The organism is Deltaproteobacteria bacterium (assembly GCA_021737785.1).
Lineage (GTDB): Bacteria > Desulfobacterota > DSM-4660 > Desulfatiglandales > Desulfatiglandaceae > AUK324.
The window spans coordinates 34,284-49,681 of the sequence record JAIPDI010000027.1 but is presented as its reverse complement, the minus strand read 5'-3'; the positions used below and the strand labels follow the sequence as shown (position 1 = coordinate 49,681).

At 55.2% G+C, this 15,398-nt stretch carries 12 protein-coding genes; 5 read left to right on the top strand and 7 right to left on the bottom strand.

Going from position 1 to position 15,398, the window contains the following annotated elements; genetic code table 11:
• Window positions 1-37: 37 nt before the first annotated feature.
• Entirely contained in the window at window positions 38-853 is an 816-nt protein-coding gene (gene fdhD / locus K9N21_14210; GenBank protein MCF8145067.1) for a formate dehydrogenase accessory sulfurtransferase FdhD, read from the top strand.
• Window positions 854-876: 23 nt separating this feature from the next.
• Window positions 877-1,605 carry a molybdenum cofactor guanylyltransferase gene (locus K9N21_14205; protein MCF8145066.1) on the top strand — a complete coding sequence of 243 codons (729 nt, stop codon included), beginning with the start codon at window positions 877-879 and terminating at the stop codon, window positions 1,603-1,605.
• Here the strand turns inward: K9N21_14205 and K9N21_14200 are convergent.
• The 6 genes from K9N21_14200 to K9N21_14175 form a co-directional block, all read right to left on the bottom strand.
• A complete protein-coding gene (locus tag K9N21_14200) occupies window positions 1,598-3,427 on the bottom strand; it encodes a glycosyl transferase (GenBank protein ID MCF8145065.1) in 1,830 nt (609 codons plus the stop codon). The two genes, K9N21_14205 and K9N21_14200, sit on opposite strands and share 8 nt — an antisense overlap.
• Window positions 3,428-3,433: 6 nt before the next feature.
• Complete coding sequence (gene lptF / locus K9N21_14195; GenBank protein MCF8145064.1) at window positions 3,434-4,561, bottom strand: LPS export ABC transporter permease LptF; 1,128 nt, start codon at window positions 4,559-4,561, stop codon at window positions 3,434-3,436.
• Window positions 4,562-4,570: 9 nt separating this feature from the next.
• Window positions 4,571-5,503 carry a flippase-like domain-containing protein gene (locus K9N21_14190; GenBank protein MCF8145063.1) on the bottom strand — a complete coding sequence of 311 codons (933 nt, stop codon included), beginning with the start codon at window positions 5,501-5,503 and terminating at the stop codon, window positions 4,571-4,573.
• Window positions 5,500-6,516: a glycosyltransferase family 2 protein gene (locus K9N21_14185; protein MCF8145062.1), complete on the bottom strand. Its 1,017-nt coding sequence runs from the start codon at window positions 6,514-6,516 to the stop codon at window positions 5,500-5,502. Before K9N21_14185 ends, K9N21_14190 begins: the two co-directional genes overlap by 4 nt.
• Before the next feature lie 336 nt (window positions 6,517-6,852).
• The gene (locus tag K9N21_14180) at window positions 6,853-7,464 is read right to left on the bottom strand and encodes a hypothetical protein (GenBank protein MCF8145061.1); all 612 of its coding nucleotides are present in this window, start codon (window positions 7,462-7,464) and stop codon (window positions 6,853-6,855) included.
• Window positions 7,464-8,630 carry an exo-alpha-sialidase gene (locus tag K9N21_14175; GenBank protein ID MCF8145060.1) on the bottom strand — a complete coding sequence of 389 codons (1,167 nt, stop codon included), beginning with the start codon at window positions 8,628-8,630 and terminating at the stop codon, window positions 7,464-7,466. Before K9N21_14175 ends, K9N21_14180 begins: the two co-directional genes overlap by 1 nt.
• Window positions 8,631-9,093: 463 nt before the next feature.
• Here K9N21_14175 and K9N21_14170 point away from each other — a divergent pair, with 463 nt between their 5' ends.
• The 3 genes from K9N21_14170 (at window position 9,094) to K9N21_14160 (ending at window position 13,339) form a co-directional block, all read left to right on the top strand.
• On the top strand, window positions 9,094-10,281 hold the full coding sequence (locus K9N21_14170; protein ID MCF8145059.1) for a DegT/DnrJ/EryC1/StrS family aminotransferase: 1,188 nt from the start codon (window positions 9,094-9,096) through the stop codon (window positions 10,279-10,281).
• A gap of 387 nt (window positions 10,282-10,668) precedes the next feature.
• Window positions 10,669-11,742 (top strand): iron-containing alcohol dehydrogenase, encoded by a 1,074-nt coding sequence (locus K9N21_14165; GenBank protein MCF8145058.1) that lies wholly within the window; start codon window positions 10,669-10,671, stop codon window positions 11,740-11,742.
• Window positions 11,743-11,812: 70 nt separating this feature from the next.
• Window positions 11,813-13,339, top strand: a complete 1,527-nt coding sequence (locus K9N21_14160; protein MCF8145057.1) for a sigma 54-interacting transcriptional regulator — start codon at window positions 11,813-11,815, stop codon at window positions 13,337-13,339.
• A 21-nt stretch (window positions 13,340-13,360) separates the two neighbouring features.
• Here the strand turns inward: K9N21_14160 and K9N21_14155 are convergent, their stop codons facing one another.
• Entirely contained in the window at window positions 13,361-15,073 is a 1,713-nt protein-coding gene (locus tag K9N21_14155) for an NAD+ synthase (protein ID MCF8145056.1), read from the bottom strand.
• Window positions 15,074-15,398: the final 325 nt, after the last annotated feature.

Genomic DNA, 15,398 nt, shown 5'->3' with positions numbered 1-15,398 from the left:
TAGATCCCGCAGGAAGCGTGACTGGATACTGTAAATCATGATGTCGGACAAAATCTATCGGACATTCCGAACATTTACCTTGAACCACGGCAGGATATCTCCCAATCTGACCGATCTCACGGTCGAGGTCCCTCTCCAGATTATCGTCAATGACCAGCCTCATACCCTGGTCATGTTCACCCCGGATAAGATCAGAGAATTAGTGGTCGGATTTATCTTTACGGAAGGTCTGATAAGCGACTTCAGGGAGATCGTCGATTTCAGCATTTGTACAACCCGCCGGGCCGATGGCGATGAGATTATCGAGGCCCGGGTGGAAATCGCATCCAAGGGACCCTTTTCTTCGGCAGTCAGCGGAAAGCGGATATCATACTCCAGTTGCGGTATCTGCGGTACGGAAAACTACTATCATTTAAGGGACAGGCTGCGGCGGGTAAAGAGCAGGCATCGGTTTACCATGGACATGCTGAAAAAGGCCTCGTACGGGCTGAAGGCGTTTCAACCCCTCTACATCCGGACAGGGGGGGCTCACGCAGCGGTCCTTTTTGATTCAAAAGGAAATCAGGTCCTTCATGCCGAAGACATGGGGCGGCACAATGCATTGGACAAGGTCATCGGCGCCTCACTGATCCAGGGAATCCCACCGGAAGACAAGGCGCTGGTGTCGAGCGGTCGCGCCAGCCTGGAGATGATCCTGAAGATGGCGAGAATCGGTTTTCCTGTTTTTCTGGTGATGTCCCGTCCCACCTCGCGGGCCGTGGAAGCGGCCAAGTTCTATAATATCACCCTCATAGACCTGGCCAGGGACACCAACCGGATATACAGCCATGCCCGCCGCATCCAAGGGTTTTAGGTGTGGACAGGGATGGGAAAATTGTGAATCCTGAATCAGAGAATCGCGCTTCCAGCAGCGCTGAAAAGATCGAGGACGTTACCGGTGTTGTCCTGGCAGGGGGCCGGAGCAGCCGCTACGGGAAAAATAAGGCCCTGGCGGAGTTGGACCACGTGCCCCTGATCGAGAGGGTGCTCCAGGTCATGGGCGCCATCTTTCATCACGTCGTCATGATCACCAACACGCCGGACGAATATGCCTATCTTCGGATTCCGATGGCCCAGGATGTTATCCGGGGGCTGGGGCCGTTGGGCGGGATTTATACCGGTCTGAAGGTGATCCCGGATCGCGCGGGGTTTTTTGTCGCCTGCGATATGCCGTTTCTCAACCCCTGTCTGATCCGGCATATGGTGGCGATCAGGGATGATTTCGACGTGGTGGTCCCGAGGATTTCCGGAAAGATAGAGGCCCTTCACGGGGTATATGGCAAAAGGTGTCTGGCCGGCATCGAAGGCCTGATCCGGTCCGGGACATACCAGATCTTCAGGTTTTTTTCATCGGTCTCGGTGCGCTTTGTGGATGAGGATGAGGTCAGGAGATGGGATCCTGACCTGACATCCTTTCTGAATATCAATACCCCCGATGAATTGAGGCGACTGGCACGATCCAGGTCCGGACAAGGGATTGCACCCGGAGATCGCTCGCAGCAACATGGCGCCTCCCGGTCGGAACCCGGGCCGGGTGACGCCCTCAGGGCTTTAACGCCTAAGTGATGGTGAGGCGCATCTCCTTTACCTCCACGTCGACGCCCATCTCTTCACACCATCTCTTGATTTCCCTCCTTTTCTCCGAGCTGTTCATCTTGAAAGAGATGATGATCTCCTGGATCTTCTGGTCGGCGATGATCCGTTCCAGGTCCTTAAAGCCCCCGAATACCGGATAGCTGCGGAGGCTTGTCCGCTGTATGCGCGGATTGTCGTCCATGAAGCCCGCCACTGTCAAGCCGAGATCCCGGTTGGTTTCAATCTCCCTGAGAACCATCTGCCCGCCGAGGCCGGCGCCGTACACCAGGACGCGCCTCCCCTCCCTGTTGGCGCCGCGGACCCCCTCATCCAGGAGCCGGAAAGAAAGCCTCGAAAGTGATACCAGGATGAGCATCAACCCCCAGTAGATGACAAAAACGGCTCGGGAAAAGCTGTAAAACCGATAGATAAACAGAAGGATCAGGATGGGGAGAACAGTCCCGGCCGTAATCGCCTTTCCATAGGAGATCAGATCCCGAACGCTCGTGTTCTCCCACACGCCCCGGTAGATGCCGAAAACATAAAAAAAGAGGATCTGACAGGCGATGACGATGGGGAGGGAGTGGAGAAAAAAATCAAAATTGGGCCCGATGGTCCCCTCAAACCGGAGAAGATAGGCCGTATAGTATGCCACGGTAATCAGGACCAGATCCAGAAGGACCTCGAAAATCCGCCGTCTGAACGTCATATCAATCAGGAGAGGCGTCACCAGGCCTGAAACCTCGCCGGATAGGATCGACTTTTCCGAATACACCTTTACCCTTGCCAGATAGATCCAGAAAAATACGATGAAGAGGAGGTATATGGCAATGAGGACCAGACTGGTGCCGGTGTTGAAGCGGTTGATGGCGAGGGCCATCAGTCCGGATACGCCGGAAAAGGCGTAGAGGACCAGGACCGCTTTTTTCTCGGAAAAACCGATGGCCACCAGGCGGTGGGAAGAGTGGTCACGCCCCCCCTGAGAAATAGGCCGGCGGAACAGTTTGCGCATCAGGCTGACGAAACCGGTATCCAGGATGGGAATAAACAGGATCAGCACAGGGATGGCAATGACATACAGGAGATGGAAAAAGTCCCTTTCACCCGTCTGGGATGCTGTCCCGGTAATGGTCAGGCAGGCCAGTACAAACCCGACAAAGAGGCTGCCCGCGTCGCCCATGAATATGGAGGCCGGATTAAAATTAAAAACCAGGAAGCCTGAGACAGCGCCAAGATAGGCGCTGAGCGCCAGGAGAGCAGGTGCGGAAATCCAGCCGGAGCCCGGGTCCAAATAGAGGTGAAGGAAAAGGAAGCCTCCGGCGATAAGGGCTATGCCCGATGCAAGCCCGTCCATGTTATCCAGGAGATTAAAGGCATTGGTGATCCCCACAATCCAGATGATGGACAGAAACAGGTTAAGGGTCTTGGAGTCGGTCCAGCCGAGACGATACCCGAAAAATATGAGGATTGAGGCGATAATGACCTGGCCGGCCAGTTTGTGCTGCGGGTCCATATTGAAGATATCATCTATGAGCCCGAGGGCGAATATCCCCCCCGAACAGAGGATCATGATCAGATAGGGCTGCCCGAAAGCGGACCAGCCCGTCAGGTAGGCTGCCAGGATCCAGACCGTGATCATGGCCGTAAAAATACTGACACCGCCCATAAGGGCGGTCTCTTTCCGGTGCCACCGGTTATCCTTCGGCATTGCCACCTGTCCCCATCGAATGGCAAGTCTTCTCGCCAGGGGAGTCAGAATAAGCGACAGGATGGCGCTGAATCCAAAAACGGATAGATAAAAATAAAATGGCATCTTCAGCTAATGCCTCGATTTCAGAAAATTGATCGAGCGTTCATCAGCGGCGCGTCGCAGGAGATATATAATGGTCATGATCAGAAAAAGGTCCGGGATCCATACGCCCGCGGCAGGGGGAACCGAACCGCTGGAACTGATGCTCCGCACGACCATCAAGCAGATGTAGTAGATGGAAAAGACCGCCAGACTCACCCCGATTCCCGCGGTGCGTCCCTTGGCCCTCATCTGGGCGCCGAGTGGAACCCCGATGATCCCCATGAAGATCACGGCCAGGGGGATGGAGAACTTCTCAAAAAGTTCCCTCATCATCTTGCTTCGGTCCACATCCCCTTTCGGAGACGCCTTGATCTGCCGGATCAGTTCCCCCACAGGTAACTCATGGGGCGCCTTTTGCCTAGACTCAAGGTTCTTCATAACATCTTTCAGGCCGATGGTTAAGCCATATGTGTTGAATTTGATGGTCCGGGCGGTATTCAGGTTTTTTTCTACCGCGAATATGGTGCCCTTTGAAAAGAAAATGGTGATAATGCGCTGCTCGGGCTGCACAATCATCCGGCCTTCCTCGGCCACAATAGTATTGGTCACCTCCTCGTCACGGCTGTCCACCACAAAGACATTTTTCAATACCTTTTCCTGCCTGGAAAAGCTGTTTACATAAAAGACCAGATTGTCAAAGGGCTCACAAAAGACCCGTTCCTTAATCCCCAGGTCCGCCCGTGACTCGGCGATCTTGAACAAAAGGTCCTTGAACGACCGGTTGCCCCACGGCGCCGCAAACATGCTGATGGCAATCCCCGCCAGGAACACCACCACAGAGAACACCACCACAGGGGGGAGCATCTGATAGAGGCTGATCCCGGACGATTTCAGGGCGATAATCTCGCTGTCTGCCGAGAGGCGCAGAAACGCCACCACCACCGACATGAGGGTCACTGCCGGAAGGGCGAAAGTCAGGATGTCAGGGAGGAGGTAGAGGACCATCCCGACCACCCGGGTAATGGCGACGCCCCGGGTGACGATCAATTCGGTAATGGACAGCATCTGGGCCGCTACCATGATGAAAATAAATACCAGCAGGCTCGCCAGAAAGGTGGGCCAGATCTCGTTGATGATATAGCGATAAAGGGTCATTTCGAGAAGTCACTTATCTATGATGGACCGCCGGTGTACGCCTAAGGCATAGGCGATCCCGCCGATGAGACTCAGGCCTACCTGAACTGAAAAAAAGAGGAGTCCGAGACCGAAGGCAGGTTCTGCCGCTATCCCTTTGAGGCCGAAAAAATAGACAAAGGCCCCCTCGCGGACGCCGATCCCGTTAAAACTGACCGGGATGAGGGTTATGATTCCTATCAGGGGAAGGCTGGCAAAGTAAAAAGACAGCGGAAGGTGGATATTGATGCCTCCCCCGAGAAGGGCCACCGCCCCCATGCCCAATATCTGAAGAGAGAAAGAGAGGCCCAGCACACAGAAGAGCCGCTTCGGATGTCGCCAAAGAATAAGAAGTCCTTCCAGGTGCCTGGAAAGCCGGGGCAGGTAATGCCGGATGGCCCGTTGAAGCAACGGAAGCCCGGCCAGGCCGCCCAGGATGAGAAGGCTGCTGACGGTCAGAAATCCCGCGAAAGGTTCCGGAAGGAGTCCGGACCAGAGGGTGACCGCCGCCCCTCCCAGGAGGAGCATGGCAATCAGACCGAAGAAACGGTCCCCCACCACCGTGAACAGGGCCATAACCCTCCTTCCCTCCTCCCGGGACAGAAAGTGGGCTTTGAAGAGATCGCCTCCGATGCCGGTGGGGAGAAACAGGTTGAAAAACATCCCCACATAGTAAAATCCCAAATAGGTGGGCCAGGATCCCTGGAATGACACGGTTCGGGCCATGATCCACCACCGGATGCTGCTGAGGACCTGGGCCAGCAGGACCATCAGAAAAGCGGCGGCCCATACAGATATCCGCAGGTCTTCAAAATAGCCCCACACCCCTTCCAGATCAAACCGGCAGAGGAGCCAGATGAGCAGTCCCATGCTGATGCCGATCCGGATGAGGTTTCCCGCCTTACGGCGCGCATTATCCGTCACTCCAGCACCTCGCGCACCGTATAGATCCGTTTGCCCGAAGATTCGTAATAGGTGCGGACCACGAGTTCGGCGCAGAGACCGATTCCGATGAGAACGATCCCCGTAATGATCAGAAGGGCGCCCAATAGGAGGAGCGGCCTCCCGCCGATATCCGCGCCATGCCACAGCTTCAGCCATGTGAGATAGAGTTCGATGACCACACCGGCCACAAGGAGGGGACCGCCGCTGAGCCCGAAGAGCTGAAGGGGCCGTGTGGCGAATTTCTGAAAAAAGAGCATGAGAACCAGGTCCAGGAGCACGCGATAGGTACGACCGATCCCGTACTTGCTTTTTCCTTTGACCCGTGCATGGTGGGATACCGCCACCTCCCCGATGCGGGCGCCGTGAAACCCTGCCAGGACCGGTATAAACCGGTGAAGCTCGCCATAGAGAAGAAGGTGTTTGGTCAGGTCGCTCCGGTAGGCCTTGAGAGAGCATCCATAATCGTGAAGCCGCACCCCGGTGGCCATCCCGATCATCCAGTTGGCGATCAGAGAGGGAAGCCGCCTGGAAAGAAAGGGGTCCTGCCGGTCTTTCCGCCATCCGTTTACCAGATCATATCCCTGTTCGAGGGTGGTGATCATCAGAGGGATATTCTGCGGATCATTCTGGAGATCTCCATCCATGGTCACCACCATGTCCCCCAGGGCATGGTCATAGCCTGCGGTCATGGCGGCGCTCTGGCCGAAGTTCCGCCGAAACAGGATGACCCGGAGTTCCCTGTAATCCTGTTTGATGGCCCGCAGCAGATCAGGACTTTCATCCGTGCTCCCGTCATCAATGAGGATCACCTCAAATGAACGGCCCATCGGCCGCATCACCTGAAAAATCCGTTCCACAAGGTCTTTGAGATTCGGCGCCTCATTATACACGGGAACGACGATGGAAATCTCCGGACCGACGGATGCGTCTTCAGACCCTGAAAAGGCCGTTGATTCCCCTGCTTCCCTGGATGGTGAATCGGCTTTTGTCATGCGTCCCTTCATCAATCGACCTGATTCTATGCCTCAGCCGGCCTAACAGCCGCAGCCAGAAAGGTATTGGGCGGCTCGGCTGAAATACGAGAACCGGCTTTTAGACTCTTATTCCCCAGTCTTCTGTCATGAAAAACAAGAAATTATTGCCATCCTTCCACTGCACGCTTAGCCTTCCGTCATTCCGGCACGATTCTAGCCGGAATCCAGAAATACGGCGGACTGGATTCCGGCTAAGGGCATGCCGGAATGACGGGACAGCACCAGCCGTTTTGGTTGCGGTTATCCGCTTTAGAAACTATACGATAGCTCAAAAAAAGTAAACTCTTTGAATTTTCAATCCTGCACCCCCTTGCGCCTTGCGCCTCCTGCCCTGCGCCTCAAACTACCTCCCAGCCCGATACACGATACAACTACCAGGAACGGATCGACCAGGTAGTCCCACAGGTTTGTGGATTCCAGCAGCCGGAGATGGTAGGCCAGGATGACGGCCATCAGAACCATGGCAAAACGGTTTTTCATTATCAGCAGGACCACTGTGAGAAAAAACAAGAGGATGAACAGCCATGAGAATTCCCAGCCGGCTGCATAGGGATCCCACCGGCCCAGCCCCAGGGCCATCGGGTAGAGTGCCGCCCCTGCGGTGATGGCGAAAATCCAGCATGTCAGAAGGGCCTTGTCATCCAGCACCCTGATACCAAAAGTGGCCCTGACAACCCTGGAGAAGAGTATCGCCGTCAGGGGGATGCTGAAATTGGCATTGAAACCGATCAGCCAGCGGGCCAACGGCAATCCACCCACCGGAAACAGGACTATCCCGGCGCCTATGAGACCCAATACCAGGGCCGGACCCCGGCCTTGCAGGGTTCTGCCCGAGAGTGCCGTCACACCCTGCAAAAGGGCCGTTACCAGGAGAAAAGGAAAAAGGAATGAAAAGGCCCAAGTCATTATTTCAGGGTCCCTTTCATCCGGGCGTCGATCCATGCCGCGTTCAACACGATGTGCCGGATCCGTTTTCTGTTCCAGGTGTAGACCAGGTGAATCCGGCCGTCCTGTGTGCGGATCATGTAGGGATAGGAGAATTCCCCTTTCGGGGCGCTGTCGAGGGTGGCTATCCGGGTCCAGCGGCGTCCCTGGTCGTCGGACACGGCAAGGCGCAGATTTTCCCGGTTTACGGTGCTGTCATTAAAGGCCAGGAGGATCCGTTGATCTGAGAGGAGAAGAGCGTCCAGCCCGGAATCCGGATTGGGCAGGCTGAGGGGCCTCGGCTCGGACCAGCTTGCCCCGGCATCCTCTGTAGCGGCCGTGCCGATCGCCTTTTCATGGGCCCGGGACCGGTAAAACGCCCTTGCCGCGAATGGCCCCAAAGCCACCACAGAAGGCTGGATAAAGCGTTGTCCCCCGGTCATCCGGCTCTTTGTAAAATGGATTTCCGGACCCTTTAACGGTGGTTGAAGCCAGAGCATTTCCGGGAAATAACCGAGGAATTCGTGGTAGATGGGAACGGCAAAACCGCCGTTGCTCATGGAAAGGGGCCTGTTTCTGACCAGCTCACTGATGTTGAAAAAGGGACTGAGTGTCAATCGCCGGCTCCTGGTCCAGGTGGCCCCGTTGTCATCCGACCACGTTACATTAAGCGAACTGCCGGACCACCCGCCCACTGCGATGGTCACATAGATGAGCCATAGCCGCTCCCCGGGCCCGGAAAAAAGGAGCGGGTTGCCCACCTTCTTGACGTACCTGGACAGATCCCTGGATGCGGACGCCCTGTCCATAATGGTCTTCGGTCTTGACCAGGAGGCGTCCTCAGGACCTTTCAAAGAAAGAAAGACGGCCACGTCCCGGGCCCCTTCCCGGGTCCCCCCGTACCAGGCCGCAGCCAGCCCCCCCCGGGGGAGCTCGCAAATGGATCCCACATGAACCATCCCGGTCCCTGAATCCGGGCTGATGAATTCCCGGATCATAAAGGGTGCGGCAGAAGGGGACGAGGATGAGACCGGGGCGGCCGTAAATGTACCGCGATCCCGGTTCCCTGAGGAAACCCATTCATATGCGGGCCAAGCATACAGGCCCAGAGTTATCAGGCAGAGGGTGATGACGAGCCGTCTATTCATGGTTTGTGTGAGTCTTTTTAAATTCCGGCTTGCCCGGATAGCCAAGGGGTGACAGTCAAGGGCCAATCCCCTTGCATTCAAAAATTAAATTCATACACCATATCGATGCAAAAGGCCCTTGTCAACTTATTCTTTTGGTATCTCTCTGGTTTTATTGTAAAATCAAGACCACTCAACACGGTGTGGGCACTGGTGCTGAATCCATCGAATGCCGCTTTTGCCGATGATCCGGGCGTTCGTCGACAAGGCATCCATGATTCAATGTAATTTTCCCGGTGAACCCCATTGAATGCATGAACTTGCAGGGGGGAGCATATCACAGTGCCCGGCCAAAAAGCCCTTGCAAATTATCTTACATTTTTGTATGCTTTTATTTTTGTGCTTTCAGATCTTGAGGCCGTCTTATGGATATTCAACCCGGCGCCGCGGCTTGGCAAGGCGCTTTTTCGTTCAGGAGGCTCGTATGCCCGGTTTTGAGGTTTTTGGCGATGAAGAGAGGAAAGAGGTCCGGGATGTTCTGGATACGGGCGTATTGTTTCGCTATGGGTTCGATCAGGCCCGTCAGGGACACTGGAAGGCAAAGCAGTTTGAGGAGGCCTTTGCCCGACGCCTGGGCACGCCCTGGTGCCATCTCTGCTCCAGCGGAACTGCCGCCCTTTCCATTGCCCTTGCCGCCTGCGGGGTGGGTGCGGGCGACGAGGTGATCGTCCCCCCCTTTACCTTTGTGGCCACTATTGAAGCGGTTCTCCAGGCGGGTGCCGTGCCGGTGTTTGGTGAGATCGATGACACCCTCTGCCTCGATCCCAATGGGATTGAGACCGTGATAACCCCGCGCACCAGGGCTGTGATACCGGTCCACATGTGCGGCGCCATGGCAAGGATAGACGACATCAAGGAAGTCTGTGATCAAAAAGGCCTTATCCTCATAGAGGATGCCTGTCAGTCGGTGGGGGCTGCGTTCAAGGGGAAAGCCTTGGGCACGTTCGGCAGGATGGGATGTTTTTCATTCGATCCGGTCAAGACCATTACCTGCGGCGAGGGGGGTGCGGTGGTCACCGCGGATAAAGACCTTTATAGGGCGGCAGATGCCTATGCCGACCATGGGCATGACCACATGGGCAACGACCGGGGCCTTGAAGACCATCTCATTTTAGGAACCAATTTCCGCATCAGCGAGCTGAATGCGGCCGTAGGGCTCGCCCAGTTGAAAAAGCTGGACGCCATTCTGGAAACCCAGCGATCCCATAAAAAGGCCATAAAGGAGGCGCTTGCACGGTTTCCGGAGATCTCTTTCCGGAATATCCCCGATGAAGAGGGGGATTCGGCCACATTCCTCTCTTTTTTCCTGCCCGACGAGGAGAGGACAAGGGCAGCGGCAAAGGGGCTCGGTGAGGCGGGCATTGACGGCTGTTTCTACTGGTACGATAACAACTGGCACTATCTTCGGCGATGGGACCATATCAAGGCCCTTTCTTCGGCGGCCAGGCTTCCGATCAAGGATTTTGACCATTGCCCGGATTACATGCAGGTAAGGCTCCCGCAGTCCGACGCCGTCATGAGCCGGACCCTTTCCATGCAGATCAAGCTCTCGTGGACCGAGGAAGACCTGAAACAGCGAATTGAGAAGATCAAAGGGGTGTTTGCCCGGTAACCGGGGCATTTTTGATTCCTCAAATGCTGAATCCCAGTTGAACATGACGGAATCGTCACGACGAGGCGTAATGGAATGACGGGCAAGAGAAGGAGAAACGCACTGAATCAGTCGTCCTCATTGCGCTGAACCCGCAATTCCGGTTTTTTATAATTCTAAGCGGCTAACCGCAACCAAAACGGCTGTGTGCTGTCCCGTCATTCCGGCATGCCCTTAGCCTGAATTCAGTCCGCCGTACTTCTGGATTCCGGCTGGAATCGTGCCGGAATGACGGAAGGCTAAGCGTACAGTGGAAGGATGGCCATATTTTCTTGTTTTTTATGACAGAAGACCAGGGAATACGGTACTAATATTCCAACCGGGACAACGTCCCGTTTCAGAGGCCATATGTTTCGAAACTTCAAAACAGTTCCCTATGTAGTCTTCGGCAGGGACGGGTTCAACCAGCTCGATACGATCCTCCTGGAAAAACGGCGGAACCCCGAGGGGTTCATGGTCTTTCTGGTGGATGACGTCTTTGCTGACAAGGACCTCAGAAACAGAATACCGGCAGGCCCCCGCGACCTGACCCTGTGGGTGAATGTGGATGACGAACCCAAAACAGCCTATGTGGATCAGCTGACAGAGAAGGTCAGGGATTTCTCAGAGGACCTCCCGGACGGGGTCATCGGGATCGGGGGGGGGAGCACCATGGACCTGGCCAAGGCAGTATCCCTGATGCTCACCAATCCGGGGTCATCCGCCGATTACCAGGGATGGGACCTGATCCCGCACCCCGGGGTCTATCACGTGGGGATCCCGACCCTTGCGGGGACCGGGGCCGAGGCATCGCGCACCACCGTCCTTTGCGGCCCGGACAAGAAACTCGGCATCAATTCCGATTACACGCCCTTCGATCAGATCATCCTGGACCCGGAGCTGCTTTCCGGTGCGCCTTCGGACCAGCGTTTCTATACCGGAATGGACTGCTACATCCATTGCGTGGAATCCCTGAGCGGTTCCTTTCTCAATGCCTTCAGCCGGTCTTATGGTCAAAAGGCCATGGACCTCTGCAGGGAGGTATTCCTGGACGGGGGGCCGGAGAGCGATGACAAGCTCATGGTGGCCTCCTATTTCGGGGGGATGAGCATCGCCTACTCCCAGGTGGGCATCTGCCATGCCCTCTCCTACGGGCTCTCCTTTGTACTGGAGATCCATCATGGGATCGGCAATTGTCTCGCCTTTGACAAGCTGGAGGAATACTATCCTGAGGGGGTAGCGGAATTCCGTCACATGATGAAGAAGCACACCATCGACCTCCCGTGGCATCTGCTGCCGGCTTCCGGCGAACAGGAAATCGAAAAAATGGTTGACGTGGCCCTGGTCCTTGAGCCTTTATGGGAGAACGCCCTTGGTCCGGATTGGAGAGGGATCATGACCCGGGACAAGATCAAGAAACTCTACGAGAGGATCCTTACGTGAAGACACATGCAAATGGGGGAACCGGAATTCCTCAATCCCTCAATTCGCCAATCCCAGAATTCGTGTAGAAATGAAACACAAACCCGATGAAATTATCTGTCTCTATGAGATCACCAAGGCGATTCATGCCACCATGGATCTCAGACAGGCCCTGTACAAGGCCCTTGCCCTCATGTCGGAACATCTGGGGATGAATCGGGGATCCATTGCCCTCCTCAACCCCGATACCTCCGAGATCCGTATAGAAGTGGCCCATGGGATATCCAGTTCGGAAAAGACCAGAGGCCGGTACAAATTGGGCGAAGGCGTCACCGGCCGCGTCATCGAAACGGGGCGGCCGATGGCCGTTCCCAAGATCGATGACGAGCCGCTTTTTCTGGATCGGACCGGCGCCAGGAGCCGGATCAATAAATCCACCATATCGTTTATCTCCGTGCCCATAAAAGAGGGTCGAAAGGTGTTGGGGGCGTTGAGCGTGGATCGGGTATTCGAAGGGTCCGCCCCTCTGGAAGAAGACGTGAGGCTCCTGACGGTGATCAGCACCCTCATCGCCCAGAAAGTGGCCGTCCTGGAGAGCATCAACAGGGAGCAGGAACGGCTCAAAGAGGAGAATCTCCGTCTCAGGAAAGAGCTGGACAAGAAATACAGCTTTTCCAATATCATCGGGAACAGCCGCAAGATGCAGGAGGTGTTCTATCTGATCACCCAGGTGGCCAAGAGCAATGCCAACGTGCTCTTGCTGGGAGAAAGCGGCACCGGGAAAGAGCTGGCCGCAAATGCCATTCACTACAACAGTCTCCGCGCCACCAAGCCCTTTATCAAGGTGAATTGCGCGGCCCTCCCCGAAAACCTGGTGGAGGCCGAGTTGTTCGGCTATGAAAAAGGGGCCTTTACCGGGGCCAATCGGGAAAAGGCGGGAAAATTCGAGCTGGCCCACGGCGGCACGATCTTTCTGGACGAAATCGGATCTCTCGCCCTGGAGAGCCAGGGGAAACTCCTGCGGGTGCTCCAGGAAAGGGAACTGGAACGATTGGGCGGCACACAGGTCATAAAGGTCAATATCCGTCTTATCGCCGCCACAAACAGGGATCTGGCCCAATCCGTTGAACAGGGGACCTTTCGTGAAGACCTGTTTTACCGGCTGAACGTATACCCGATATATATGCCCGCCCTGAGGGAACGGGAGGCGGACATCTTGTTGCTGGCCGATTACTTCCTGGAAAAATACGCGGAGGAATACGGCAAGGACATCAAACGGATTTCAACCCCGGCTATTGAGGCCCTGACCCAATATCACTGGCCCGGAAATGTAAGGGAACTTGAGAATTGTATGGAACGGGCCGTCCTCCTGTGCGACGACCAGGTCATTCACAGCTACCATCTCCCCCCTACCCTGCAGACCGCCCAGGAGACCGGGACCCAGCAGATCCAGTCTCTGGTTGAGGCCGTGGACCGGTTTGAAAGAGAACTTCTCATCGACGCACTCAAGAGCAGTCGCGGCAACATGCGGCAGGCGGCCATGGCCCTCAAGACCACGGAACGCATTTTCGGCTATAAGGTCAAAAAATACGGGATCGAACCCAAGCAATACAGGTAGCCGCAGGCGCAACGCATCCGATTAGAACTTTCTCAGGTAGGCGTTCGTAATGGGCAACCGCCGATCCCTGCCGAACGCCTTGGGCGTGATCTTCACTCCGGGCGGCCCCTGGCGTCTCTTGTATTCGTTGAGGTTCACCATGCGGATGACATCCTTGACCGTCTTCCGGTCAAACCCTGCGGCAATGATCTCATCCGGGGCCTTGTCTTCTTCCACATAGGCATGCAGAATCCTGTCCAGCACTGGGTATGGGGGGAGGCTGTCCTCGTCTTTCTGATCGGGCCTCAATTCCGCGGATGGAGGCCTGGCAATCGTGGTTTCAGGTATGACTTCCCGGTCCCGGGAACGGTTCACATGTTGTGAAAGCTCGAACACCAGGGTCTTGGGGACATCCTTAATGGCTGCAAATCCCCCTGCCATATCGCCGTAAAGGGTGCTGTACCCCACTGCAATTTCGCTCTTGTTGCCGGTGGTGAGCACCAGCCATCCGTACTGGTTGGAGAGCGCCATCAATATATTGCCGCGGATGCGGGCCTGGATATTTTCGTGGGCAAGGCTGTGACGGGTGTTATCCATAATCGTATCGGTGGCACGCAGGTAGGCCTCGTAAATCTCCAGAATGGGGACGGTGATCAGTTGAATCATCAGGTTTTCAGCAAGACGGCCTGCGTCGCCGAGGGTCTCGCAAGAGGTGTACTGCGAGGGCATGGTGACTCCCACGACATTTTCCGGACCCAATGCATCCACCGCAATGACCGCGGTCAGGGCCGAATCGATCCCCCCGCTCAGCCCCATCAATACTTTTTCAAAACCGTTCTTGGCCGCATAGTCTTTTATTCCCAAAACAAGGGCTTGATAGATCTCTTCCAGCCTGCCGTACCCGTCCGTGGTGGGGAGGGAGGCTTCCGGGTTTGGGTGATCTTCATAAGATTCCAGGCGGGCGGAGACCAACCGGGGTTCATCCGGCAGTCCTGGTCTTTCAGGCACCCTTGACGCTTCAACCTGAATATCGGTGATCAGGGTTTCTTCCTCAAAGCGTCTCGCCCGCGCCACCACCCTCCCCTGTGGATCCATCACAAATGAGCCGCCATCAAACACCAGTTCGTCTTGCCCTCCCACCAGATTATTGAAACAGAAAAAGGCGTTTCCGAGGCGGGCGAAATGGCTCGCCCTCTGAAGACGGAGGCCCAGTTTGCCCGCGTGAAAAGGGGAGGCCGAGATATTTAATATGATGTCCGCATGAGCGGTTTTTACGAACGATTCCTGACAGCCGCCGTCTATCCATATGTCCTCACAGATGGTCAAGAAGAAGCGCATCTGTTTCAGGTTAAACCCGCCCGCCTCTGATCCTCTTACAAAATAGCGTTTTTCATCAAATACCCCGTAATTGGGAAGTTCAATCTTATAATAACTCGCTATCCGCGTCTGGTCCTGAAAGACCGAGGCCGCGTTATACACCTTGTCATCGATATGATCCGCATGACCTATGACAGCCGTGATCCCTTCAGTGGTTTCGCCGACCCGTTCCAGCCAATCGAGGTTGTCCTGCAGGAATCCGCGCTTCAGGAGGAGATCTTCCGGCGGGTATCCGCAGACTGAAAGCTCCGGAAAGGTGATGATATCCACGCCTTGGTCGCGCGCGTGGTGAATGGCTTCGATGATCTTCGCCGAATTATTTGAGAAATCACCGACCGTGGTGTTGATCTGGGCCTGGGCAATCCTGATGACAGGCATGTGGCGAACCTCCCTGTTGATGGTGACGCACAGGATTATGCAATTTATTTCACCGTGGAACAAGTGCAAATTGGGTTCAGAGGTTCACGTTTCATGACCGCTCACATTGAAAATGACATGGGGATTAAAATATTACATTTATGTCATATTTATTAAGCTATGCTACAAAACTGAATTAATTATCCCAACCCCTCCCCGCCTCAGTATCACGTTATAATCCATAAATACAGATAGTTATAATGTCTCTAATCCTTATCGATTCCTATGGTATGTTCCTTGCTCATGGTAGAAAACAAGTTTATCCCGGGGATTGAATATTCTGCAT